The organism is Bacillus sp. FJAT-49736, assembly GCF_018343615.1.
Taxonomy (GTDB): domain Bacteria; phylum Bacillota; class Bacilli; order Bacillales; family Bacillaceae_C; genus Margalitia.
The window spans coordinates 72,900-96,116 of record NZ_JAGYPI010000003.1 but is presented as its reverse complement, the minus strand read 5'-3'; the positions used below and the strand labels follow the sequence as shown (position 1 = coordinate 96,116).

Below are 23,217 nucleotides of genomic sequence, written 5' to 3'. Positions count from 1 at the left end.
CTAGTTGTTTTCCTCATCCAGTAATAAATCGATATTCCTTTCAAGAGAAAGTAGTACTTCTTGGTAAATTTCAATTGATTGTTCATCAATACCATTGATAATTTTCACAAAGATTTCCTCTATAAAGGGAGCAACCTTTTTCGCAAGAGCTTCTCCTTGATCCGTAATGGTAATAAGAAAAGAGCGTCGGTCGGCTGGATTAGAAACTCTCTTTACAAATTGATGCTTTTCCAATAAGTCGAGAATTTTCGTAAGTGTGGCTTGATCTTTATCCGCTAGCTCTGACAATTCCTTCTGAGAAATATGGTCTGTTTCACTTAACGTTCTTAACACACTCCATTGTTCCGTGGTAATGTTAAACGGCTTCAAGTTCACATTCAAAAATCTGCTAATTTTCTTACTGGTCCGCACCGAAGCGGAGCCAATTGCCTTATCTTTTGAAATTGAAATCATCATATAGATGGTCTCCTTTAAAATTATATATCTAATTATACACCAACATACTATATGTGTAAATATAATTTGTATACAAAGTATTTTGATGGCTGGCACACAAATAGATATTTCCATATGCGTATAGAAAATATACTGTTGAGTCATCATAGTTTATGAAATTCACGCAATGCTGGTATGTCCAGAACATGAATGAAGAGAGGGTGGATTGGATTGGCTAATAATTATACAAAAAAAGGAGCTCCATCTACCTTTTCCAACAGTAGGCCATCTTTTGGTATTGCTTTAAAACAAGCATTTGAGGTAAAAGAAACCCCTTTTCCATGGATAAAAGCTATTAGTGCAGGAATATGTATCGCATTACCAGCCTTACTCGGACTAATCCTGGGGAATTTACATATAGGGCTTATTGCCGGAATTGGCAGTTTTACATATCTTTATGTTTTTAATGAACCTTATGCCAAAAGAGCAAAAAAGCTTGGTACTGTTATGGTTGGAATGTCCCTGTCTGTTGGACTTGGGACACTTCTTGCCCCCTCGCAGATTGCATCCGCTATTATGGTTGGTATTATCGGGTTTGTAGCTACTTTTATCTTCGGTGCTTTAAAAATCCCGGGTCCTGCTGCTATTTTCTTTGTATTAGGTTTTACCATGTCGACCGGAATGCCGTTAGACCCGTCACAAGCTGCCTATAGAGCAGGACTTGTCTTACTTGGCGGAGCTATCGCTTGGATAATAGGTATGCTGCCGGTCATTTTCCATCCACATGGCCCTGAAACTCTTGCCGTTATAAAAGTTTATCAGGAGATTGCTAATTTCATCGATTCTGTTAGTACAGACCAATATGATTCCGCTAGACATAAAACAGTACTAGCATTAAATTCAGCAAAGAATACATTAACAGAAGGGTACATATCGTGGAGAGTTTCAGATCAGTATAAAAGATTGGTTCTATTAAATGACCATGCGAACAATATTTTTTTATACATTTTAGAACATACAGACGAGAATAGCGAAGAGCTGCCAAGAGAGTTAAGCAAGTCTGTCAGAACACTTATTAAATCTATTGAGCAAAAAAATATAGAGTCCATTACACGTATACAAGTACCTGACCAAATAGATGAAACGACCATGAAGTTATTTTCAAAAATTTATGATGCAGATGCAATTTTGAATGAGCCTATAACCAAAATAAATAGTGAAGTGAAAATTTCAAAACTATCCTTAAAAACCCTTTTAGGCGGGGCCTTTGATAAAAACTCGATGGTTTTCCATACATCGGTAAGATACGGAATAATCCTTTTAATTGCGGCTTTAATAGCCAATTATTCTCCATTTAACCGGTCCTATTGGATACCACTTTCCTGTGCAGCTGTCATGTCAGGAGCTACGATTATGTCTACATTTCATAGAGCCATACAACGGTCGTTTGGAACCGTCATTGGGATTTTAATTGCGGCTTTTGCATTATCTACTCACCCTCAGGGGATTTTAATTGCCTTTTTAAACATGATTTTAACATTTCTAACAGAATTATTTATCGTTCGCAATTATGCAATTGCTGCTTTTTTTATTACACCTAATGCTTTATTAATGGCTGAAAGTTCGTCACCACTTCAAAATGTATCCTATTTTGCTACAGCGAGAGTTGAGGATATTATTATTGGATGTATGATTGGTCTGATTGGAACGATAATAATAGGTAGAAGACGTGCCTCCACGCTTCTCCCTCATATTATGGCGAAAACTATTCGCAGCCAGGAGCAATTCTTTCTGATGTTGTTTTCAAAATGGGAAAGTAGTTCAGAGTCAATAATCATACATGCACAGAACAAAATGCATACGAATCTTACCAACTTAAAAATTGTATATACAACTGCATTAGGAGAAATTCCTATCAATAAAACTGCACTGGAGGTACGTTGGCCGTCCATTTTTTCTATCGAACAATTAGGCTATCTTCTTGATGCCTGCTTAAAGTTTGAAAAGCGACCTATTTTGAATGATGCTGTTCTTTCGCAATATTTGCTTGTTTTTGAAATGATGGCAAAAGCGGCAGAACTATCAAAATCGCTTCCTAATAAGGATATTCCAAGTATCCCAGGTTTCGCCAAGATTCCTAAAGAAATTAGCGACCTGCAAAATGCACTTCAGGTTAACGAAAAAGCATCTCTTATATAACTTTTATTCAGCATAGTATTTATCATGGAAACTGGAGGAAAAAGATGAAATACGTTATCGCTATTATAGGTTTGATCGTTGTGCTAGGACTAGCTTTACTTGCAAGCAACAATAGAAAAGAGGTTCGGTACCGCCCAATTATTCTGATGATTGTCATTCAAATCATATTAGCGGCACTTTTATTAAATACTGAAATTGGTTTGATATTCATTAAGTGGATTGCAAATATTTTTGTTAAGCTACTGGATTATGCGGGGGCAGGAATTTCTTTTGTGTTTGGCGGAATCGCCAATAAAGGAGAATCGCCTTTCTTCTTAAATGTCTTACTTCCAATTGTCTTTATTTCCGTATTAATTGGGATATTCCAATACTTGCGTATCCTTCCTCTAATTATGAAAGGCATCGGATTAATCCTTAGTAAAATTAATGGTATGGGGAAATTAGAATCTTATAATGCAGTTGCCTCGTTAATGGTTGGCCAATCGGAGGTTTTTATTACCGTAAAAAAACAACTAAATCATTTACCGGCTCACCGTTTATATACTTTATGCGCATCCGCAATGTCAACGGTATCTATGTCCATCGTAGGAGCTTATATGACGATGATCCAGCCTAAATATGTCGTAACCGCTCTCGTCATTAACTTATTCGGAGGATTTATCATATCATCCATTATTAATCCATATACTGTTGACAGTAATGATGATATTTTGGAAATTCAAGAGGAAAAACAGAGCTTTTTCGAGATGCTTGGAGAATATATTTTAGATGGGTTTAAAGTTGCTGTTATTGTTGGTGCAATGTTGATTGGATTTGTAGCGTTAATGGCAGCTATTAATAATGTTTTTGATTTGATTTTCGGCATCTCCTTCCAGCAAATTCTTGGGTATATCTTCTCCCCGTTTGCCTTTTTAATGGGGATACCTGGCCCGGAGATGGTCCAAGCTGGTGGAATTATGGCAACAAAGCTTGTTACAAATGAATTCGTTGCTATGATGGACTTGACGAAAATTCAATCAATCTTTAGCCCAAGATCGCTCGGTATCATTTCCGTCTTTCTTGTATCCTTTGCCAATTTCTCTTCCATTGGAATCATTTCAGGAGCAGTGAAAGGCTTAAGTGAGAAACAGGGAAATACGGTAGCTCGGTTTGGTCTAAAATTGTTGTATGGCGCTACTTTGGTAAGTGTGCTGTCGGCTATTATCGTGAGCTTCGTTCTATAATTAGCAAAGGAGATTCAACCTTTGGTAATGGAGATGCACCTAATCTATATGAAAACAGTCTTAGCAAATAAAACACCTGCCTATAAAAATAAGACAGGTGTTCAATTGTTTAAAAAGTACGCATTACATGAAGCAAATATTCTTTGCGATTTAATGGATTAAAGTCCGCTCTTTTTCTTGTTGGGCACTCTTTTTCCATTCTTCTATAGCCGCATGGTTTTGTCACCAAAACTCCTTCGCCTTCTGTAAAAGAATGTAGCCCTCTCTTAAAATTATCTGTTACCGCCATTGGTAAAGTTCCTGTTAAAAGAAACATCTCTTTATGAGGAACTGGCTCCTCCATTTCTGCCTGAAGTGCTGATAGCTTGAACATTGCTTTGCTAAGTGCATTTGCAGGAACCTGTAATTCAAATTGATTAATTGGCTCTAATACACTCGTCCCAGCATCTACAAGCGCCTCCATCAATACAAGTGGTACTAATTTTCTAAAATCACTTGCAGTTGTAACAGGACTTGCATACCCCGAATGGGTAAGAGTTATGATAATATCAGTGACCTCCCACCCGTACAAACCCTGCTTTAAAGTATCATAAACCGTGTCTTCAATTGCTTTATGAAAGGCAAGAGGCAAGGATCCTAGTTCAACCTGCAATCTGTAAGTCACACCACTGTCTGAATCACCGGGTTCAACACGAAATCCAACAGTCGCATAAAATGGATTGCCGGTTGACCCCATTATTTCAGTTGCATTGCCAATCCCTGTTGGCTTTTCTATACAGACAATTCTCGTTTCTGAAAAAGAAACTTCCAGTTTGTATTGCTCTTTTAATGTCGTTTCGATTACTTCTTTTTGAACTTCACCGAAGAGTCGAATATAGATTTCGTGATGAAAATCATCCTTTAGGATTTGAATCAATGGATCTTCTTCGGATAGTTCCATTAGGGCTTGATATAGCTGATGGCTTTTCTCTTCTTGTTTTGCCTCAATTCGTGTCTCAAGTTGTGGTGTCGCAAAATGAATGTCAACGATTTTTTCGGACCACTCCCCAACAACATCGCCAATCTGAATATCTTTCAAGCCCCATACCTTACAAAAATCTCCCGCTACTACTTTTTGTGTCTGGACACATTGTCCCTCGCTAAATAGTTGAAGCTTTTTAATTTTATCCGAATACGATTGGATTTTACCATCAAGCAGTTTCCGATTTAGGTCCACATACTCCCTTACATTCAAAGTTCCTGAATAAACCCTTACGTAGGCGACTTTTTCACCGGATAGCTCCCGTTCGATTTTAAATACCGCACCGGATAATGGAGCATCTGGGTGTCCATTATCTGCAGGAAACATTGTAGCTACTCCATCTAGTAGTTCACGTACACCGACACCTGTCATGGCTGAACCGAAATAGATAGGATAGAGCTTTGCTTCTTTTATCTGATTCAATAGAACGTTAACTACTTGACCATCTAATATTTCGTCTCCGTTCACATATGATTCAAGTAAACCATCATTATTCATTGCTACTAATTCAATCGTTTCTTCAAGAAAATCCTTTTCAAAACATTTCTCTGAAATTCGCGCTTCCTTTGTCCCTATGTTCTCAACCGTATATAAGGGGATAACATTTTCAACAAGTTTTTCCTTGATATTTTCTATTAATATATTGGACTGTGCCCCACTGCGATCAATTTTGTTAATAAAAATGATGGTAGGAATTCCGAGCTTCTTAAGAATAGACATTAAAATCTTGGTTTGTGCTTGGATCCCCTCTACGGCAGATATGACAAGAACTGCCCCGTCAAGAACAGAAAAAGAGCGTTCCACTTCAGCAATAAAGTCAGCGTGTCCTGGTGTATCAATAAGATTTACTTTTATATCCTTCAACAAAAATGAAACGACTGATGCCTTAATCGTAATGCCTCTTCTCTTTTCTAACTCCAGCGAATCTGTTTGGGTATTTCCTTGATCGACTTTGCCGATCTCTTCAATTACATTGGTTTCAAATAAAATCCGTTCAGTCAAACTCGTCTTTCCAGCGTCTACATGCGCTACTATTCCAATATTTATGATATTCATGAATTAATATCCTCATTTCGTTTATCATTGTCATTTCCTCATTTCGTTTGTTAAATTTCCGCACTATAATCACTCCAATCGATTTAATACACTTATTATATATTTTTAGGAAAATCATGTAAAACCAGTTATTGCGATAATAGGCACTTTTATGAATTATCAGAACCCCTATAATCCACTCATTTTCCAATACGTTTAATTCCAATATTTTGTAACCTTTTCTCTATATAGACGTCTATTAAGAAAATAAATCTCGGTTACCTAAAGCATCATAAAAGGATGTGAAAAATAAATGCGATTTTGGAAATCATTTGTTTTAATATGCTTCTCCATGGTTTTGCTAATTGGATGCAGCAGTAATAGTGAATCATCTAAAAGTAGTAGCAAATCCTCATACGATGTTGCAAGTAGAGCAAAAATGAACGAATCAGTAAAGCAAGACAGTGTAAGTAAGACTGGCGCAAAAAAAGAAATAAATGTGCTGCCTCGGAAGGTAATCTATAATGCAGATCTGGAAATGGAAGTAAAGCATCTTTCTAAAATTCAAGATCAAATTAAGGAAATGGTTGCACAAATGGGTGGATATATAGTCCAACAAAGAGTGATACAGGGGTCAAGAGAACGGCAGGACAGTTATCTAACAGTAAGAGTACCGCAGGAGCATTTTCAAGAATTTCTAAACAAGATAAAACCTTTAGGAGTTAAAGTCGATAATCAAAACATTGACGGGAAGGATGTAACGGAGGAATACGTTGATTTGCAATCCCGTTTAAAGTCGAAGAAATTGGCTGAAAAAAGACTTATCCAATTTATGAACGAAGCAAAGGATACAAAAACGTTACTAGAAATCTCTAATGAGCTATCAAGAGTGCAGGAAGAAGTAGAAACCCTTGAAGGACAAATTAAATATATAAACAATCAAGTAGACTTGTCTACCATCTCGATTAATCTTTACGAAAATAAAGTTATTGTGCCAGGTCTGGAAAACAATCAATTGAACACTTGGGAAAAAACGAAAAAGCAATTTATGAAAAGCATCAATTTTCTTATTTCATTCTTATCAGGGTTAATTGTTTTTATCATTGGTAACCTTCCTGTTATCCTCCTATTAGGAGTAATTGCCTTCATTGTCTTTTGGATTTGGAGGAGACGGTCTAAAGAAAAATAAAAAGAAAGGTGAGCAGCGGTGTGCTGCTCGCCTTTCTTTTTGGAAACTACAATATTTTACTTAAAAATGCCTTTGTTCTTTCATGCTGTGGATGGTCGAAAAGTTCGGTTGGAATATTTTCCTCCACAATATATCCTCCATCCATAAACAATACCCGGTCACCAACCTCACGGGCAAACCCCATTTCATGTGTTACAATTATCATCGTCATTCCCTCTTTAGCCAGCTGCTTCATAACCTCCAAAACTTCACCGACCATCTCAGGATCCAGTGCGGATGTTGGTTCATCAAACAGCATGATTTTTGGTTCCATCGCCAAGGCCCTTGCGATGGCAACCCGCTGCTTCTGACCTCCTGATAAGGAATCGGGATATACATCCGACTTTTCCATAAGACCCACTTTTCCTAGTAGCTCCAATCCCTTTTGGCGGGCTTTTTCCTTATCCCATTTTCGTACATGGATCGGTGCCATCATGATGTTTTCCATAACGGTTTTATGGGGAAATAAATTAAATTGCTGAAACACCATTCCCACTTCTCGCCGTATTTCATTAATATCTGTTTTGGAATCAGTAATATCCGTTCCTTCAATATATACATGTCCACCAGTAATGGTCTCCAGTAAATTAAGGCATCTTAAAAAAGTAGATTTCCCTGACCCGGAAGGTCCAATGACCACGACTACTTCCCTTGACTTTATATTCACACTTATATCCTTTAATACTTCATTTTTTCCAAATGTTTTTTTAAGGCTTTCTACTTTAATCATTCCGTGCTCACCCTTCTTTCTATATAATTAACCAAATATGTGAGTAGGAGTGTTAAAACAAAATAGATGAGCGCAACCGTTAAATATGGCTCCCAAGGGCGGTAATACTGACCTTGCATGGCACGTCCCCAATACATTAATTCAGGTGCCGCAATGACAGCCCCGAGGGAAGAATCTTTAATTAATACGATAAACTCATTTCCAAGCGGAGGAATCATTCTTTTTACTGCCTGAGGTAAAATGACAAGGCGCATTGCTTGCCTATGAGTCATACCAAGAGACCGCGCCGCCTCCATCTGTCCCCGATCAATCGATTGGATCCCTGCCCTGAAAATTTCTGAAATATATGCCCCTGAATTAATAGAAAGTGCTACAACTAATGCAAGGAACGCATTTGTTTTACCTGTTAATGTTGGGATTACTGCGAAATGAACGAGGAGAATCTGGACAAAAAGTGGTGTTCCCCTAAAAAAGTTAATATACCAAACAAAGGGAAACCGAATCACCCTATTTTCTGACATTTTCCCAATCCCAATAATGAGACCGACAATGGTACCAAAAATAATCCCTAATATAGAAAACTCTATTGTAATAAGGGTTCCTCGCAAAAAATATGGCATATATTGTTCAACTAAATCAAAACGAAAATCCATATGGAATCTCCTCCAGAAAGATAAAAATTGCGTAACAGTTAGGTTTGCTACGCAATTCTAGGAATGTTTAGTATTGTTTTTGTAGTGCAGATATATTTGGCTCGGTACCGAATGCTTTTTTGTAAAGCTTAGCATAGGTTCCGTTTTCCACAATCTTCTTTATTGCCTTATCAATATCGGCTTTCAGGTTACTTCCCTTCGGTAACATAATTCCGTAGAACTCAGACGGAAAAGAAGTATCTGAAATGACTTTAAGGTTATCTTTTGGATTATTTTTTGCATATTCCTCGACAACTGCATTATCAGCCATAACAGCATCGGCTCCGCCTTTTAATAATTCCATAATCGCCAATACGTTGCTTTCGAACTTTTTAATATTTCTGGAGTTCTTTCCTAATATTTTTTCCGTTATTGCCTGTCCTGTGGTACCATTTTGGACTGCAACTGTCTTACCTTTCAAATCATTCCCGCTTTGTACCTTACTATCCTTTGGAACCAATATTTTATTAATAGATTCAAAGTATGGGACGGAAAAATCATATGTTTGTAATCGGTCCGCATCAATGGTAATAGATGAAATAGCAGCATCCGCCGTTTTACCTTGAATTTCAACAAAGAGCGGGTCCCAGCCAACATTGACCAGTTCATAATCATATCCTGCTGCTTTCATAATTGCATCTAAAATATCTGCATCAAACCCAACAATTTTATCCCCTTCCAATGACTCCATCGGAGCATAGGAGGCATCTGTTACAATTCTTAATTTCACCCTCTCCTGTTTCTCGTCTTTATTTCCTCCCATAGAGGACTTTTCACTTGTCCCACATGCGGAGACTAGCAAAAGTAAGCCAATCGCCAATGAAGAAAGGATACCTTTTAACGCCTTATTCTTCATAATCTTCCTCCTAGTAATCTATTTCCATATTCATCTATATTGATTTCATCAATAGATTAGAAGAGGGAATGTTCGTAAAAATTCTAGCCTTTTCTATCTAATATTCTATTTTTCGTCAACTATTGACGTTCCCCTCGGCGGTAATACTCCTTCCTTTCATTATCAGGAACCATACTTCCTCCTGTCGCCCATACAAGATGATAGGCATTTTCCATCTTATCTTGTAATTTTTGCACAGATATATATTGTAATCCCACCATTTTTTTGAATATTTGTATAGGACCAAAAATTCCTGCAGCTGCGGAAGGCTCGAGGTAAATATTTTCGGCATCAGCAAGGTCATGCAGCAGTGTGAAAAGCCTTTGATCCTGAACTGTGTAGCAGCCGCTCAGCATATGACCAATTGTATTTCCAACGAAGCTGGAGGGCTTTCCGACTGCTAATCCGTCTGCAGCAGTATGATTATCGAGTCCAAAATCAAATACGGAAACCTTATCCTGAAGGCCCGTCATTTGACCAATAAGAAAGCTCGGAGAATGGGTTGGCTCTGCAAAGAAGCAGTGAACATAATGACCAAATGCCATCTTTAATCCAAACGTAATTCCACCTGGTCCCCCACCTACTCCACATGGAAGATAAACAAACAATGGATGATTCTCATCGACTAAGATATTTCTTTCTTCCAGCTGCTTTTTTAAACGTGAAGCAGCCACAGCATAGCCTAAAAATAAATCCTGAGAATTCTCATCATCGATAAAATAACAATCCGGATCCGCTTCCGCTTGTTTTCTTCCTTCTTCCACTGCTTTACTGTAATCGGTTGGATATTCGATTACATCTACCCCTTTGCTCCGCAGCAAGTCCTTTTTCCACTGTTTTGCATCGGATGACATATGGACCGTCACTTTGAAGCCAAGGCAGGCGCTTATAATTCCTATACTTAAACCAAGATTACCAGTAGATCCAACTGCTATTTTTTTCGAAGAGAATAATTTCTTACACTTTTCTGTACGAAGGACTGTATACGAATCCGAAGTTTGTAAAAGTCCATGTTTGATGGCAAGCTCTTCCGCATGTTTTAGAACCTCGTAAATACCACCTCTTGCTTTTATGGAACCGGATATTGGCAGGTCATTATCACACTTTAATAGAAGCTTACCGCAAATATTCACTTGATAGCTTTGCTCCAAGGAGTTTTTCATATTATTAATTTCCACAAGCGGTGATTCAATGATACCCTTCATTTTTGCTGTCTCAGGGAATACAGACTGAATATATGGTGCAAATCGTAGTAGTCGCTCTTCGGCATCTAAGATGTCTATACTGGTTAATTTAGTATTATTTTTCTTCTTGCCGTATTCTCGATTTATCCATAAAACTTCATCCATTTTTAATAAGTTATGTAATAGCGGATATTCTTCTATCCATTCTGAAATAGTTTTACCTTCTAATAGTTTTGTAGACATTCAGAAAACCTCCCTTTTTCAACTTACTTTTATTATATAGGGCTAGTGAAAAAATACTCGTCATATTATGTCTTTTTCTTATTTTCTTTCATATAATTTTACTAATTTTCTGATTTTTAAAAGGAGGGTATTCGATTGAAAAAAATAACTCACCGTGTTAGCGAAAAGTTAAGTGAAGCTCATACTCTACCATCCTGGCTATATACAAACCCTGATGTGTTAGAGATAGAAAAAAAGGAGATTTTTAGCAAGACATGGCAATATGTTGGTCATACCAGCCAATTTACTAACCCAGGGGATTATATTGCGACCGAAGTAGCTGATAAACCAATCATTGTTATTTGTGGACAGGATAGGGAAATCCGAGCCTTTTATAATGTTTGCTCACATCGCGCCTCGAAACTAGTGGAGGGGGAAGGAAATAAGCCGCTCCTCGTTTGCCCTTATCATGCATGGTCCTATTATTTAGATGGAACTTTGAATAAGGCTCCTAATATGAAGGGAGTGGACAATTTTGATCATCAGGATTTTTGTTTAAAAAAAGTAAACCTAGAAATCTTTGAATCCTTTATATTTGTCAATCTTGATCCAGAAGCACTCCCGCTTGCCACTCAATTTCCAGATTTATTTCATCATGTTAAAGAAAATAATCTTGGAGATTTGAAAAAAGCTCGCGTAAAGGAAACGATTTGCAAATCAAATTGGAAGATTGGCATTGATAATTATCTTGAATGCGATCATTGTTCCATTGTCCATAAAGCACTCGTTTCAAAGGTTGATATGAATCAATACGAATACGTGATGCATGATAACTATTCCTATCAAAGTACCCCTCTTAAAGGAATGAACAGTGATTTTCCTTTAGGGAAGGGAGGACGATATTATTGGCTGTATCCGAATACATGGTTTTCCTTTGACCCAGGGCCTGCTAATCTATCTATCCATCAATCCATACCGATCGATAACAAAACTACAAAGTATGTATACACAACTTTTTTTATGACGGAAGAAGTAACCCAGGAAGAAGAAGAGCTAATGGCCATTGACCAATTAGTTCGAAAAGAGGATTTAGATATCTGCGAGACCGTTCAAAAGGGAATCGAGACGGGGGCATATTCACAAGGCAGATTTTCCCTTACTGAGAATTTAGTACATCATTTTCACTTACTTTTACAACGTGATTTAGAAAAGGTTTTACCTTTAGCAGAGGGAAAATAAATCGTACTTTTTTTGTAAGCGCTTCCTGAATAAAAATAATGTATTGGAAGATAGGTGAAAGAATATGGGCCATGAGAATCAATCGAAATTGAAAAGAACAATGAAGAGCCGGCACTTATTCATGATGTCCTTAGGAGGCATTATTGGAACTGGGCTATTTTTAGGATCAGGCTATGCAATCGGGGAGGCGGGTCCTGCTGGTGCCATTTTGGCTTATTTAGTCGGTGGTCTACTTATGTATTTAGCAATGGTATGTCTGGGAGAATTATCAGTAGTGATGCCGGTTTCAGGATCCTTTCAAGCACATGCCACCCGATTTATTGGTCCTGCAACAGGTTTTGTCATTGGGTGGATATATTGGTTAAGCTGGGCATTATACGTTGGACTTGAATTTGTAGCTGCCGGCGTTCTAATGAAACGCTGGTTTCCTGATGTCCCTGTCTGGATCTGGTGTGCATTATTCGTTATCATTCTTTTTTCCATTAACTCGCTTACTACACGCAGTTTTGCTGAAACAGAGTATTGGTTTGCCGGCATTAAGGTGCTGACGGTAATACTCTTTATCATCATTGGCTTTGGAGCTATTTTCGGCGTTATTCCTATGCATAGTCACCCAGCTCCTTTTATGTCCAATTTTATCGGGGATGGATTATTTCCAGCTGGTATGGTGGGGGTTTTCATTTCGATGATGACCGTTATATATGCCTTTCAAGGCTCAGAAATTATGGGTGTTGCTGCAGGGGAAACAGAAGAACCGGAGAAGAATATCCCGAAAGCAATTCGTAATATCGTATTCCGCGTATTAATTTTTTATGTTCTTGCTATTTTTGTCTTATCTGCTCTCGTCCCTTGGCAGAAAGCAGGAGTATTGGAAAGTCCGTTTGTCACTGTATTCGATATGATTGGGATTCCATATGCTGCGGATATCATGAATTTCGTCATTTTAACCGCTATCCTTTCCGTAGGTAATACTGGCTTATTTGCATGTACCAGAATTTTGTATTCTCTTTCCGAAAGTGGGATGGCACCATCCATTTTCGCAAAGCTGAATAAACGTGGTGTTCCATCCTATGCATTATTAATAACACTTGGATTTGCATTACTTTCCTTATTAACTAGCATTGTGGCTGCAAATACCTTGTTTGTCGTCTTACTAGCCATAAGTGGTGTCGGGGGAACACTTACTTGGCTAGCAATAGCAGTTGCACAATTACGCTTCAGGGGGAAATTTGTAAAGGCAGGAGGAAAAATGGAGGATTTAAAATTTAGAGTTCGGCTATATCCTTTTTTTCCTATCCTTTGTATTGTTATGTGCCTGGCTATCTTTGTTTTCACTGCATTTGACCCAACGCAGCGAACTTCACTTTACTGGGGGTTTGGATTTGTTCTAGTTTGTTATTTATATTATTATTTTGTTTTTACAAGAAGAAAGATGAACCATTCAGATATGGAACCGATTCCGTTTTCAGAGGATGAAATTTAATACAAAAGAAGAAAAATAACGTTTTGATATTCTTCTTCTTTTTCTTTAGGAAATTGAAATTGATAGAGTTGGTCTATACCCATGATGTATTTTTTGGGGAGAATAAGAAAAAATGAATACTTTTATTCTAAGCAAAAAAGAACATAAAAATCAGGTTGTATACCTCCATTCTATGTTCTTATATTGCTGACTTTATTATAGTCCTACACATAAAAAATACTTTCCAGCACAGACATTGGGGTCTCGTATTGATAACCGAATTCACTGCCTGTGTAATAAAATTGAGGATTTTCAAGATCTCTCATCATAACTCGCTGTTTTTCTATTTCCATTGCCAGCTGGTCAGCAGGGTCTGAAGGAACAAGGTGCAAATTCATTTTCGCTTTTTTATATTTTACCGAAATAGATGCAATTTGCTCTCTTTCTTTCATAATAAAAATATCATTTTGTTCATTTGCAATTGCGGAGAATTCAAGGGAATCATATGCCACACGTATAGTATTTTGATCCTTTTTAACGACAAATCCTCTTTCTCTGAAATAGTCTTCAAAGGCATATAAAAACTCTTTCACTTTTAATTTTAATCCAGGGAGGATGTTATTTTCAAAATGTTTGTGGTTTATTTCCTTTAAATTGGACAGTTCTACTTGTAGGTCTTCTAATTTGCTCATCATCTTAACTCCTTAATCTAAATTCCTTTTTGGAATCCTGAGGGGAATTCTTTTGAGATTTCCATAGATAATATAGCAAACTTGCTCTTAAATAACAATTGGTGTCAGACACCTCTGGGTGCCTGACACCAGTTATCGATGCTCCTCTTCCTTTTGATTCATCATCAAAAGAGTTAGTGGTTTGTCGGACCCTGTCATTAATTTATAAACATAGGAAGAGGTGATCTTATAGCCATTCTCAATTTTTTCAGCTAAATAATTCGTTCTTTCGAATAATATGGAACGAATATGGTTAATTTGTCTTAGAATTTTTTCTGTTAATGCTTCTTGGTTATCCAATCGAGTTAATAATTCATTTTGAATATCTTCCTGCCTCGAAAATTGCTCAGACATTTGCTGATGACGTTCAAGCTGTTCGTTTATTTTTTGCGCAAGAGCTTGGTTAGATGATTCATATTGTGCGAGTCTGGTCATTAATTCCAGGTTAGATTGACTTACGATATGGATTTGCTCTATCATCTTCTGTTTTAATTGATCTTCATTTTCTATCATACCTTGCAGCTTTCTATTTTCATTATCTAATTTTATTAGCCACTCCATCACATGACATTCAAATTCCTTTTGTTGTTGGTGATTCTCCTGTAGCTCCTTTAGCTGGCCTCCGATATCTTTCCATTGATGTATTTGATTACTCTCCTGTTGTTGATGTAGATGTTTTAAATCATGAAAGGAAACCTGCAATGATTCGTAAGCCTCTTTCTGTCCTTTAATTACCTCTGATAAATAATCTATTTTCGCAAGCCCTTGATTTGATTCATGAATATTGCCCGGATTATGAAAAACCTCTGGATGATCATTCTTATTAATAAACAATCCCACCTAAGAAAACACCTTCCTTTCTTTAAGAATGTAATATTTTATGCGGTGAATCTAATTTCGGAGACATTAATACGGTGGATTTCATTGGAATGAAATAAATAACAGAAAAAACAAGTAGCCTTGGACTCTCTTCCTAGGCTTAGTTTCGATAAATACTTTCGTATATGGAGCAACCGATTTAAAATCCGAACGAAACAATGTGTAAGATTTACGATTTATCAAACTACAAAAAGAAGAAGAGAACCTTGAAGAAAGACATATGCAACTTTTGATAAGTTTTATCGTATAGAAGATATGAGAAAAAAGGTTAAATAAAGAACATAAGGGAGGGAGTAATAATGAGTAATACATATCTCATTATCATTAATCTGTTGGCAACTATTTTTATCCTATATCTAATTTTCCAATTCTTTCGTGTTCGTCGAACAAGAATTAAATGTGAACCAGTCCATGAGCGAAGTTTCAGGGTAAAAGGAACGGGAAAATGGTGGCATACTCGTATATATATTATTGTCTTAGGACTGTATATGGTTCTAGTACTTTTATCGCTTTGGTTTTTTAATCTACGAACTTTGCTATTTCTATATGGTAGCACAATGGCAGGTTATTGGTTGTTTCCGACATTATTCCGCTATGGAAAGATTGGAAAAAAGGGAGTTTCGATTGCAGACATTTTTATTCCATGGGAAGATGTAGAAAAGGTTAAATTAGAGTGGTTGCCTTTATCTCATAGTTATTACCCAAATGGGGAATTAACCCTGATGAATCAGTCACATCAAAACTATACCATCCTGATAGAAAAAACGTGTGAAAAGGAAATTTGCAATCTTCTTGAGAAAAATAATCTCGTTACTATCACTACCTAAAACTAATAAGGGAGATTCCCCATTGGAACCTCTCCTCTTCATTATTGAGCAGTATATCTTCCATCAACGATTACGTATTTTATAAATTATCCAAGCAACAATACTTGAAGGTAAGGTAAAGAAATTCCCCTGCAAATTATAGGTTAGCTGTTGGTCTTCAAAAGACATGTCATCAATGATTTCCTCATTTGTTTGCTGGGTTTTCACCTTCTTTTCCTGCATTTCTTTAATATAATTGTATTGCAAAGGAATCATGGCAAGAAAATATAAAACTAATACTGAAATGATCACGGTCAATATAATACCCATTACACTTCTCCCCCTATAAAAGGATTTATTAGTATATATACGATTGTAATATAGATTTGTTTCAAAAATTCAAAAAACTGTTAATTCCCTCCACATAAGGACAATTTCCCAATTTATCCATTTGTGGTGTCTGATCACTAGATAATAACATTATGGTATAATGATTGTAAGCGCTGTAGTTTGTTGTTTTTTATTCAGCATTGATAAGAAAGGTGTAGATCAACGTGGATCAGCAAACAGTTCTGTCCATTATGGAAGTTATGCAGGATTTGGTTCCCAAGTATACTTCTATAGCTGTGACGAATAGTCAGCAATATATATATTATCAGCCAAGTAATGAAATCGATTTAAAAATAAAGCCCGGTGACAGGATTCGTGAAGGCACTGCATCATTTAAAGCTCTATCGATCCACCAGAAGATTTCTGATTACATTGAGAAGGATGTTTTGGGTATTCCCTATTTTGGTATATCTGTCCCGATATTTGATGGAGAAAGAGTTCAAGGCTGTGTGACGGCCATTTTACCGAAAAGGCCGCTCGAATTTCCAACCTCTTTTTTAACGATAAAGGCGAATGATCGTTGGTATCCAGTCCCATTTAAGCAGGTAATGTTTTTAGAAGCCTTAAGTAGAAAAACTAATATCCACACAGAAAATATGGTGGGTGTGCATAAGTTAAATTTAACAGAGTTAGAGTTTTATCTTCCAAGCGATTTGTTTATCCGGTGTCACAGGTCGTATATTATTAATATTCATTATATTGCGGAAATCCATCCTGATTCTCATTCAACCTTTTTGCTATTAATGAAGGATGGAACTAGAATACCCGTTAGTCAAACGTACTCCAGTCAATTTCGCAAGATACTTCACTTTTAAACAGTTTGTATTACCTAATACAAGCTGTTTTTTTCATCCGTCCTTCCTGCCTCATGTTAGAAATTTTCTGCTTTAAACAGCAATAAAGCCCTTTCATACCAAAACTAATGAATCCTTGTTCATTAATTGATAAAATTTTTAAAAAGTGAACAAAGGGTGACCTTAAATGGAAATAAATACTTCTAAATATATAAGAGATGCTCGTTTAATAGACCGGATTGTATCAGCAAAAGAAGCAGCTTCCTGGATAAAAGACGGTATGACATTAGGCTTAAGCGGCTTTACAAGAGCTGGAGATGCTAAGGCAGTTCCGACAGCATTAATTGAAAGAGCAAAAATGGAGCCTATGAAAGTAAATATTTTCACTGGGGCTTCCTTAGGTTCGGATATTGATAAATTAATGGCGGAAGTTGGTTTAGTGCATAAACGATTGCCATTTCAAGCCGACAAAACGATGCGTAATAGCATAAATAAAGGAGAAATGCTTTTTGTAGATCAGCATTTATCTCATATGGCAGAAGCAATTCGTGCAGATGTTCTTAATCCGATTGATTACGCAATTGTGGAAGCGGTTTCGATTAGTGCGGATGGCATGATTATACCTACTACTTCAGTAGGAAATTCCTCTATCTTTGTTGAAAAAGCAAAGCAGGTTATTGTTGAAATTAATACTGCCCAGCCACAAGGTCTTGAAGGACTTCATGATATTTATGAACCAGGAAAGCAAGGGGAAAGAAATCCTATTCCTCTAACAAAGGTCAGTGACCGAATTGGGACGAATGGAATTCCTGTAGATTTGGAAAAAATTGCTGGTATAGTGTTTACACATCAAATTGATTCTGCTTCGACCATCGTTCAGCCAGATGAAGAAACACAAACAATGGCAAACCATTTAATAAATTTCTTAAGAAAAGAAGTGGAAGCAGGCAGATTGACGAAAAAACTGGCACCATTACAATCTGGAATTGGATCGGTAGCAAATGCTGTATTACACGGTCTTGTAGAATCAGAGTTCACTGACTTAGAGGTGTATTCCGAAGTCTTACAGGATGCGGTCTTTGATTTAATGGATGCAGGAAAAGTAAGCTTTGCTTCCTGCTGCTCCATCACACTTTCGGATGAAAAAATGAAACAGGTCTATACAAATCTTGATCAATATAAAGACAAGCTTGTTTTAAGACCACAAGAAATATCAAACCATCCTGAGATTATTCGCCGTTTAGGCTTGATTTCTATTAATACAGCTTTAGAAGTGGATATATACGGAAATGTCAATTCTACCCATGTCAAAGGCACTCATATGATGAACGGAATTGGGGGTTCTGGTGACTTTGCCAGAAATGCAAGGCTAGCTATTTTCGTTACGAAGTCGATTGCCAAAAACGGAGATATATCTAGCATCGTTCCTTTCGTTCCACATGTGGACCATACCGAGCATGACGTGGATGTTATCGTGACAGAGCAAGGCTATGCGGATTTAAGAGGATTAGCACCTGCAGAACGTGTACAACTAATAATCGAAAATTGTGCACATCCTCTATATCGTGAACAGCTTCGCGAGTATTTTGAGGAAGCAAAAACATTAGGCGGCCAAACTCCACATATACTTGAAAAAGCATTCTCATGGCACATCAATTATCAAAAGAACGGAACAATGCTGCAAAAGGTAGCAGAGCTTGTGTAAAGAATAGATTATGAACCTGCCTCCGAGTAAATAAAGAGAGGTAGGTTTTTTATTTTCATCGAGACTTTCTGTTAAAGTGAATAATTGCTATTTTACTGTACCTTTAACCAATTTCCACCCCCACCATAAAGTCCACAAAAATACCGGGCCGGATGTAAGAGGAAGAAGAATTAGCCCTGCCTTAAAAAAACAAAAGGTTAGAAATATTCCTGCAGTACCGATGATACCACTGTAAACACAACTATTTTTAAACCAAACCGAATACGGCTTTCCATTAGGCTTGATTCCCAAACCATAAAATATAATGCCTATCCAACCGCAGGCAACTGCAATATACCCTGCTAATAATCCAAAGGAAAAATTGGCTTCCCAAACCTTCACCAGCATTTCCTGCTGATTTTTCAACACTTCCTCCCCAATAATCGGTAATATTGTTAATTCCGCCGTAAGTACGATAATCCATAAACTTAGTGAAATATAAAACATTGCCGAACCTATTTTACTAAGAGACGTTTTTTCCATGCTGATAAAGCAACTGCTTCCAGCAAGCCCCCCCAACCATAAAAACATCCCGATCAACATCAATATATGATCCCACATCCAGATACCGGAGTGATTAAACTCATGAAATGCTATTCTACCAGCATATGGATTAACTAAAGGAGGATGCAGGATCGTTGCAATTAAGATAAGTATTCCACCAATGAATATAATTGTCCCTGTTAAACGAGTCACATTACTTCCCTCCGTATTGGATATCTTCCCCAAACAGAAGGTAAACAATACAATACTCCAACTTTAGTAAACTCCATACTTGTGCACGACAGTCAAAGGCCAGCCATATGATGTGATAAGATGCTGCAAAATCCTTTTCTCTGGAAAGACAGGTGTTATGAAAATGAAATCATCTTCAATAAGTATCTCACCTTTTCAAAACCTACAGGAGACAAATATGTCCTTTGAAGATGTCTTTCACCATATATTAAAGTTCATGGAACAAAATCCAAATGGCCATTACCGGTTAATGATTGGAACCGATTCACAGGTTCATAAATACCATACCATTTTTATAACTGGCATTGTCATTCAGCACGAGGGAAATGGTGTGTGGGCTTGTATTAGAAAAGTTATGATTCCTAGAAAAATGCTTCATTTGCGTGAAAGGATCTCCTACGAGCTTTCTCTAACCGAAGAAATTGTTGCTTTATTTACAGCGGACCATAAAACTCAGCTAATTAATCTTGTACTCCCATACATCTATGAAGGAGCTACTTTTACTATGGAGGGACATATTGATATCGGTGCTGGTAAGAGAAACAAAACAAGTGAATTTGTAAAAGAAATGGTTGCAAGGATGGAGTCAATGGGAGTGGAACCAAAAATTAAGCCAAATGCTTTTGTGGCCTCAAGTTATGCAAATCGGTATACAAAATAAAAAAAGGCAACTGTAATTGTTGCCCATACCATTTATAATTTTCTTATGATAAAAGAGTCTGCAAGCAGCTCCCAATTTTGCGGGAATGGATAACCTAGGACCCAATAGCTTACACCCCTAAGTCCATAGCGTTTTACAAGGTTGAACTTGGCTTCGGCACTTCTGGCATCCTCAAACCAAACCTCATGATTTCGTCCTTCATTATCCGTATATCTAAAGTACGGTGACTGTGTTGTCTCATCATATTGAATATGAGCGTTATAATGAATAGCTCTTCTAATGGCTTCCTGCATATCAAATGTTTCCGCTTCTTGACCTTGTACATGAGGTAGGAGCCAATCGCGCGCATAAATTTGAAATCCCATGAAAATTTTATTAGCAGGGATGACGGACATAGCATAATCTACGACACGCTTAATTTGATTCAACGGTGAGATGGCCTGTGGCGGTCCTTTTCTATAGCCCCATTCATACGTCATCAGTACAACGAAGTCAAGAAGTCTCCCGTGAACGGGATAATCATGAGCCTCCACCAGCAGCCCCTTTTGATTTGGACTAGTTTTTGGGGCAAGCGATGAAGAAACAAAATAGCCTTCGCGATGAAGACGGTCTACCGCTCTTTCAAGGAAATGATTATAGTTTTCTCGGTCCTCAGGAGATACATTTTCAAAATCGATATTTAATCCTCGATATCCTTTACTTTTCATCGTATTAATGACATTTGTTAGTAGTGTTTCGACTAGGGTTGAATCCGAGAGAATAGTATGTGCAAGGCCGGTTCCTGCTTCCGTCGGGGAAAAATTGGTGATACACATCATCGGAACAACTCTGGCTGCTTGTGCGGCTTGAATAGTAGGATTGTCATCAAGGGGCTCTAACGTACCGTCTTCTTTCATTCTGTAGCCGAAAGGGCTGACGTATGTTAAATCATAGGCAACCTCACGTACAATTTGCCCCCCCGTTTGGCCATATACATTGGTAAAACCATTAACATCGATAACAGGCTTTGGCTTTTGAGGAATTCTTAGCATCCATCCTGGATATATTCTTGATGGGTCTGTAAGTCTATTGATTTGCATGATAGCTTGAACAGTAGTTCCATACCTACTTGCAATCTCATTCAAATTTTCATGTTCTGCTACCCGATGAAATACAACCGGAATGGTTAGTCGTTGACCTTGATAAATATTGGATGGATTGGTTAGATGGTTGATTTGCATAATTTCATTTATGCTTGTTCCAAATTGATTTGCAATTTTTGCAATAGTGTCTCCAGGCCGAACTCTATACCGAAAATAAGGTTCTGGTATTAAAAGCGCCTGACCAACTACTACTCTATTCGGATTTTCAAGTCCGTTGATCTGAATCATTCGGTTGGCGCTGACTCCATATTGACGGGAAATTTCCCAAATAGAGTCCCCGCTTTTTACTACATGGATTCTCACATTCCAACCTCGCTTTCCTGAATTATCGGTATATTCTATTCGATAACAGGGAGTATTATGCTTTAATGCTTTCGGATAACCACATTCCATATGTGATGCACCAAATCCTCAAGTTATTAGATAGGAAAGAACTTAATAAAAAGCAAACGCCTATTTCATATTTTTCCCCCTCCTGTCATTCATTCCTTTCGCCCACAATATCTTTTAAATGAAAATAATTGAAAATTAATTACCTTCCTATATTTTCATTATCCATTGACATTTTGCTTTTCATTTTTGATAATGCTAAAGTAATAATTTACTAATGAGGAGTCTTTTCTATGCAAACCGCATCAAACCCTAGATCTATTAGCCCGGACTTTGATCCATGGGAAGCTTACTTGGATGTAAAAGAACACGGGCGCTTGACATTATCTAATATTGAGTTTACCACCACCACCTTATGCAATATGCGTTGCGAACATTGTGCTGTCGGCTATACTCTTCAGCCAAAGGATCCAAACGCATTACCGTTCAAGTTATTAGTCCAACGCTTGGAGGATATACCCTATTTACGTGCATTGAGTATCACTGGTGGAGAACCAATGTTTTCAAAGAAATCTATCGAGAATTATGTTCTTCCTTTATTACAATACGCACATGAAAGAGGCGTTCGTACACAAATCAATTCTAATTTAACCCTCGATACAGAGCGCTATTTAAAAATCGCACCGTATTTAGATGTTTTACATATATCTCACAATTGGGGAACTGCAGATGAATTTATCGACATAGGCTTTGCAAATGCGCTGAGAAAACCAACTCGTGAAAAACGAAAAAAGTTATTCGACCAAATGATTGAGAACAGCCGAATCTTGGCGGAGGAAGGTGTTATGGTCTCTGCAGAAACAATGTTAAACAAAAGAACGCTTCCCTATTTGGAGCAGATCCATCATCAAGTAGTCGAAGAAATGAAATGTGCCAGACATGAGATTCACCCTATGTACCCAAGTGATTTCGCTGAGAATCTCGAAGTACTTTCATTGAATGAAATGCGCGATGCCATACATCATTTACTCGATATTCGCTCAAAGGACATTTGGATGTTGTTTGGAACACTTCCATTTTATCCATGCAGTATAAACGAGGAAGACCTGAAATTGCTTCAAAGATTATACAAAAGTGAAAACGTAACGGTTCGAAATGATCCGGATGGACGCTCTCGATTAAATGTAAATATTTTTAGCGGAGATGTCATTGTTACTGATTTTGGTGATACAGCACCGCTTGGAAATATCCAACATGATACACTTCCAAGCATGTTCGAAAAGTGGATGGAGCAGCCAATTGCAAAATCTCTAGACTGTCATTGTCCCTCTGTCCAATGCCTAGGTCCTAATATTCTGGTGAAAAATAAATACTATCCACAAACCAATTTTACTGTGAGAAAATCTAGACTATGAAAAAGAAAAATGGAGCTTGAATATC

At 37.4% G+C, this 23,217-nt stretch carries 21 protein-coding genes; 10 read left to right on the top strand and 11 right to left on the bottom strand.

The window, feature by feature from the left end:
* Window positions 1–456, bottom strand: a complete 456-nt coding sequence (locus tag KHA87_RS16570; RefSeq protein WP_249310548.1) for a MarR family winged helix-turn-helix transcriptional regulator — start codon at window positions 454–456, stop codon at window positions 1–3.
* A gap of 210 nt (window positions 457–666) precedes the next feature.
* Between KHA87_RS16570 and KHA87_RS16565 the strand changes: the two genes are divergently transcribed.
* Together KHA87_RS16565 and KHA87_RS16560 are read left to right on the top strand one after the other, a co-directional pair.
* Window positions 667–2,634: an FUSC family protein gene (locus tag KHA87_RS16565; protein ID WP_249310546.1), complete on the top strand. Its 1,968-nt coding sequence runs from the start codon at window positions 667–669 to the stop codon at window positions 2,632–2,634.
* A gap of 44 nt (window positions 2,635–2,678) precedes the next feature.
* Window positions 2,679–3,857, top strand: a complete 1,179-nt coding sequence (locus tag KHA87_RS16560; RefSeq protein ID WP_213095293.1) for a NupC/NupG family nucleoside CNT transporter — start codon at window positions 2,679–2,681, stop codon at window positions 3,855–3,857.
* Between the two features lie 109 nt (window positions 3,858–3,966).
* On the opposite strand, the gene tet is transcribed toward KHA87_RS16560, so the two are convergent.
* A complete protein-coding gene (gene tet / locus KHA87_RS16555) occupies window positions 3,967–5,934 on the bottom strand; it encodes a tetracycline resistance ribosomal protection protein (RefSeq protein WP_213095292.1) in 1,968 nt (655 codons plus the stop codon).
* Window positions 5,935–6,226: 292 nt separating this feature from the next.
* Between tet and KHA87_RS16550 the strand changes: the two genes are divergently transcribed.
* Entirely contained in the window at window positions 6,227–7,102 is an 876-nt protein-coding gene (locus KHA87_RS16550; RefSeq protein ID WP_213095291.1) for a DUF4349 domain-containing protein, read from the top strand.
* A 46-nt stretch (window positions 7,103–7,148) separates the two neighbouring features.
* Here the strand turns inward: KHA87_RS16550 and KHA87_RS16545 are convergent, their stop codons facing one another.
* The 4 genes from KHA87_RS16545 to KHA87_RS16530 all read right to left on the bottom strand — a co-directional run bounded on the left by KHA87_RS16545 (window position 7,149) and on the right by KHA87_RS16530 (window position 10,885).
* Window positions 7,149–7,871, bottom strand: a complete 723-nt coding sequence (locus KHA87_RS16545) for an amino acid ABC transporter ATP-binding protein (RefSeq protein ID WP_213095290.1) — start codon at window positions 7,869–7,871, stop codon at window positions 7,149–7,151.
* A complete protein-coding gene (locus tag KHA87_RS16540) occupies window positions 7,868–8,524 on the bottom strand; it encodes an amino acid ABC transporter permease (RefSeq protein ID WP_213095289.1) in 657 nt (218 codons plus the stop codon). Before KHA87_RS16540 ends, KHA87_RS16545 begins: the two co-directional genes overlap by 4 nt.
* Window positions 8,525–8,591: 67 nt before the next feature.
* Entirely contained in the window at window positions 8,592–9,419 is an 828-nt protein-coding gene (locus KHA87_RS16535) for a basic amino acid ABC transporter substrate-binding protein (RefSeq protein WP_213095288.1), read from the bottom strand.
* 119 nt (window positions 9,420–9,538) lie between these two features.
* Window positions 9,539–10,885: a D-serine ammonia-lyase gene (locus KHA87_RS16530; protein WP_213095287.1), complete on the bottom strand. Its 1,347-nt coding sequence runs from the start codon at window positions 10,883–10,885 to the stop codon at window positions 9,539–9,541.
* Window positions 10,886–11,020: 135 nt separating this feature from the next.
* Between KHA87_RS16530 and KHA87_RS16525 the strand changes: the two genes are divergently transcribed.
* Both KHA87_RS16525 and KHA87_RS16520 read left to right on the top strand, forming a co-directional pair.
* Window positions 11,021–12,103 (top strand): aromatic ring-hydroxylating oxygenase subunit alpha, encoded by a 1,083-nt coding sequence (locus tag KHA87_RS16525; RefSeq protein ID WP_213095286.1) that lies wholly within the window; start codon window positions 11,021–11,023, stop codon window positions 12,101–12,103.
* A 64-nt stretch (window positions 12,104–12,167) separates the two neighbouring features.
* On the top strand, window positions 12,168–13,586 hold the full coding sequence (locus KHA87_RS16520; RefSeq protein ID WP_213095285.1) for an amino acid permease: 1,419 nt from the start codon (window positions 12,168–12,170) through the stop codon (window positions 13,584–13,586).
* A 203-nt stretch (window positions 13,587–13,789) separates the two neighbouring features.
* Here the strand turns inward: KHA87_RS16520 and KHA87_RS16515 are convergent, their stop codons facing one another.
* Both KHA87_RS16515 and KHA87_RS16510 read right to left on the bottom strand, forming a co-directional pair.
* Window positions 13,790–14,257 (bottom strand): hypothetical protein, encoded by a 468-nt coding sequence (locus tag KHA87_RS16515; protein WP_213095284.1) that lies wholly within the window; start codon window positions 14,255–14,257, stop codon window positions 13,790–13,792.
* A 132-nt stretch (window positions 14,258–14,389) separates the two neighbouring features.
* Complete coding sequence (locus tag KHA87_RS16510) at window positions 14,390–15,136, bottom strand: hypothetical protein (RefSeq protein WP_213095283.1); 747 nt, start codon at window positions 15,134–15,136, stop codon at window positions 14,390–14,392.
* A gap of 338 nt (window positions 15,137–15,474) precedes the next feature.
* Here KHA87_RS16510 and KHA87_RS16505 point away from each other — a divergent pair, with 338 nt between their 5' ends.
* Window positions 15,475–16,002, top strand: a complete 528-nt coding sequence (locus KHA87_RS16505; protein WP_213095282.1) for a hypothetical protein — start codon at window positions 15,475–15,477, stop codon at window positions 16,000–16,002.
* Window positions 16,003–16,065: 63 nt separating this feature from the next.
* On the opposite strand, the gene KHA87_RS16500 is transcribed toward KHA87_RS16505, so the two are convergent.
* Window positions 16,066–16,311, bottom strand: a complete 246-nt coding sequence (locus KHA87_RS16500) for a DUF3949 domain-containing protein (RefSeq protein ID WP_213095281.1) — start codon at window positions 16,309–16,311, stop codon at window positions 16,066–16,068.
* Window positions 16,312–16,535: 224 nt separating this feature from the next.
* On the opposite strand from KHA87_RS16500, the gene KHA87_RS16495 reads away from it, so the two are divergent.
* Complete coding sequence (locus KHA87_RS16495; protein WP_213095280.1) at window positions 16,536–17,186, top strand: LytTR family DNA-binding domain-containing protein; 651 nt, start codon at window positions 16,536–16,538, stop codon at window positions 17,184–17,186.
* 166 nt (window positions 17,187–17,352) lie between these two features.
* Window positions 17,353–18,870: an acetyl-CoA hydrolase/transferase family protein gene (locus tag KHA87_RS16490; RefSeq protein ID WP_213095279.1), complete on the top strand. Its 1,518-nt coding sequence runs from the start codon at window positions 17,353–17,355 to the stop codon at window positions 18,868–18,870.
* Window positions 18,871–18,957: 87 nt separating this feature from the next.
* Here the strand turns inward: KHA87_RS16490 and KHA87_RS16485 are convergent, their stop codons facing one another.
* A complete protein-coding gene (locus KHA87_RS16485) occupies window positions 18,958–19,605 on the bottom strand; it encodes a hypothetical protein (RefSeq protein WP_213095278.1) in 648 nt (215 codons plus the stop codon).
* A 163-nt stretch (window positions 19,606–19,768) separates the two neighbouring features.
* Here KHA87_RS16485 and KHA87_RS16480 point away from each other — a divergent pair, with 163 nt between their 5' ends.
* Window positions 19,769–20,305, top strand: coding sequence for a ribonuclease H-like YkuK family protein (locus KHA87_RS16480; protein WP_213095277.1), 537 nt, complete (start codon window positions 19,769–19,771; stop codon window positions 20,303–20,305).
* A gap of 32 nt (window positions 20,306–20,337) precedes the next feature.
* Here the strand turns inward: KHA87_RS16480 and KHA87_RS16475 are convergent, their stop codons facing one another.
* Entirely contained in the window at window positions 20,338–21,750 is a 1,413-nt protein-coding gene (locus KHA87_RS16475) for a LysM peptidoglycan-binding domain-containing protein (protein WP_213095276.1), read from the bottom strand.
* A 320-nt stretch (window positions 21,751–22,070) separates the two neighbouring features.
* Here KHA87_RS16475 and yfkAB point away from each other — a divergent pair, with 320 nt between their 5' ends.
* Window positions 22,071–23,192, top strand: coding sequence for a radical SAM/CxCxxxxC motif protein YfkAB (yfkAB, locus tag KHA87_RS16470; RefSeq protein WP_213095275.1), 1,122 nt, complete (start codon window positions 22,071–22,073; stop codon window positions 23,190–23,192).
* Window positions 23,193–23,217: the final 25 nt, after the last annotated feature.

Excerpts from the sequence above, each read along its gene's own strand:
- KHA87_RS16570 (WP_249310548.1), bottom strand. The coding sequence starts at position 456 with ATGATGATTTCAATTTCAAAAGATAAGGCAATTGGCTCCGCTTCGGTG.
- KHA87_RS16560 (WP_213095293.1), top strand. The coding sequence starts at position 2,679 with ATGAAATACGTTATCGCTATTATAGGTTTGATCGTTGTGCTAGGACTA.
- tet (WP_213095292.1), bottom strand. The coding sequence starts at position 5,934 with ATGAATATCATAAATATTGGAATAGTAGCGCATGTAGACGCTGGAAAG.
- KHA87_RS16550 (WP_213095291.1), top strand. The coding sequence starts at position 6,227 with ATGCGATTTTGGAAATCATTTGTTTTAATATGCTTCTCCATGGTTTTG.
- KHA87_RS16545 (WP_213095290.1), bottom strand. The coding sequence starts at position 7,871 with ATGATTAAAGTAGAAAGCCTTAAAAAAACATTTGGAAAAAATGAAGTA.
- KHA87_RS16540 (WP_213095289.1), bottom strand. The coding sequence starts at position 8,524 with ATGGATTTTCGTTTTGATTTAGTTGAACAATATATGCCATATTTTTTG.
- KHA87_RS16535 (WP_213095288.1), bottom strand. The coding sequence starts at position 9,419 with ATGAAGAATAAGGCGTTAAAAGGTATCCTTTCTTCATTGGCGATTGGC.
- KHA87_RS16530 (WP_213095287.1), bottom strand. The coding sequence starts at position 10,885 with ATGTCTACAAAACTATTAGAAGGTAAAACTATTTCAGAATGGATAGAA.
- KHA87_RS16520 (WP_213095285.1), top strand. The coding sequence starts at position 12,168 with ATGGGCCATGAGAATCAATCGAAATTGAAAAGAACAATGAAGAGCCGG.
- KHA87_RS16515 (WP_213095284.1), bottom strand. The coding sequence starts at position 14,257 with ATGAGCAAATTAGAAGACCTACAAGTAGAACTGTCCAATTTAAAGGAA.
- KHA87_RS16505 (WP_213095282.1), top strand. The coding sequence starts at position 15,475 with ATGAGTAATACATATCTCATTATCATTAATCTGTTGGCAACTATTTTT.
- KHA87_RS16500 (WP_213095281.1), bottom strand. The coding sequence starts at position 16,311 with ATGGGTATTATATTGACCGTGATCATTTCAGTATTAGTTTTATATTTT.
- KHA87_RS16490 (WP_213095279.1), top strand. The coding sequence starts at position 17,353 with ATGGAAATAAATACTTCTAAATATATAAGAGATGCTCGTTTAATAGAC.
- KHA87_RS16480 (WP_213095277.1), top strand. The coding sequence starts at position 19,769 with ATGAAATCATCTTCAATAAGTATCTCACCTTTTCAAAACCTACAGGAG.
- yfkAB (WP_213095275.1), top strand. The coding sequence starts at position 22,071 with ATGCAAACCGCATCAAACCCTAGATCTATTAGCCCGGACTTTGATCCA.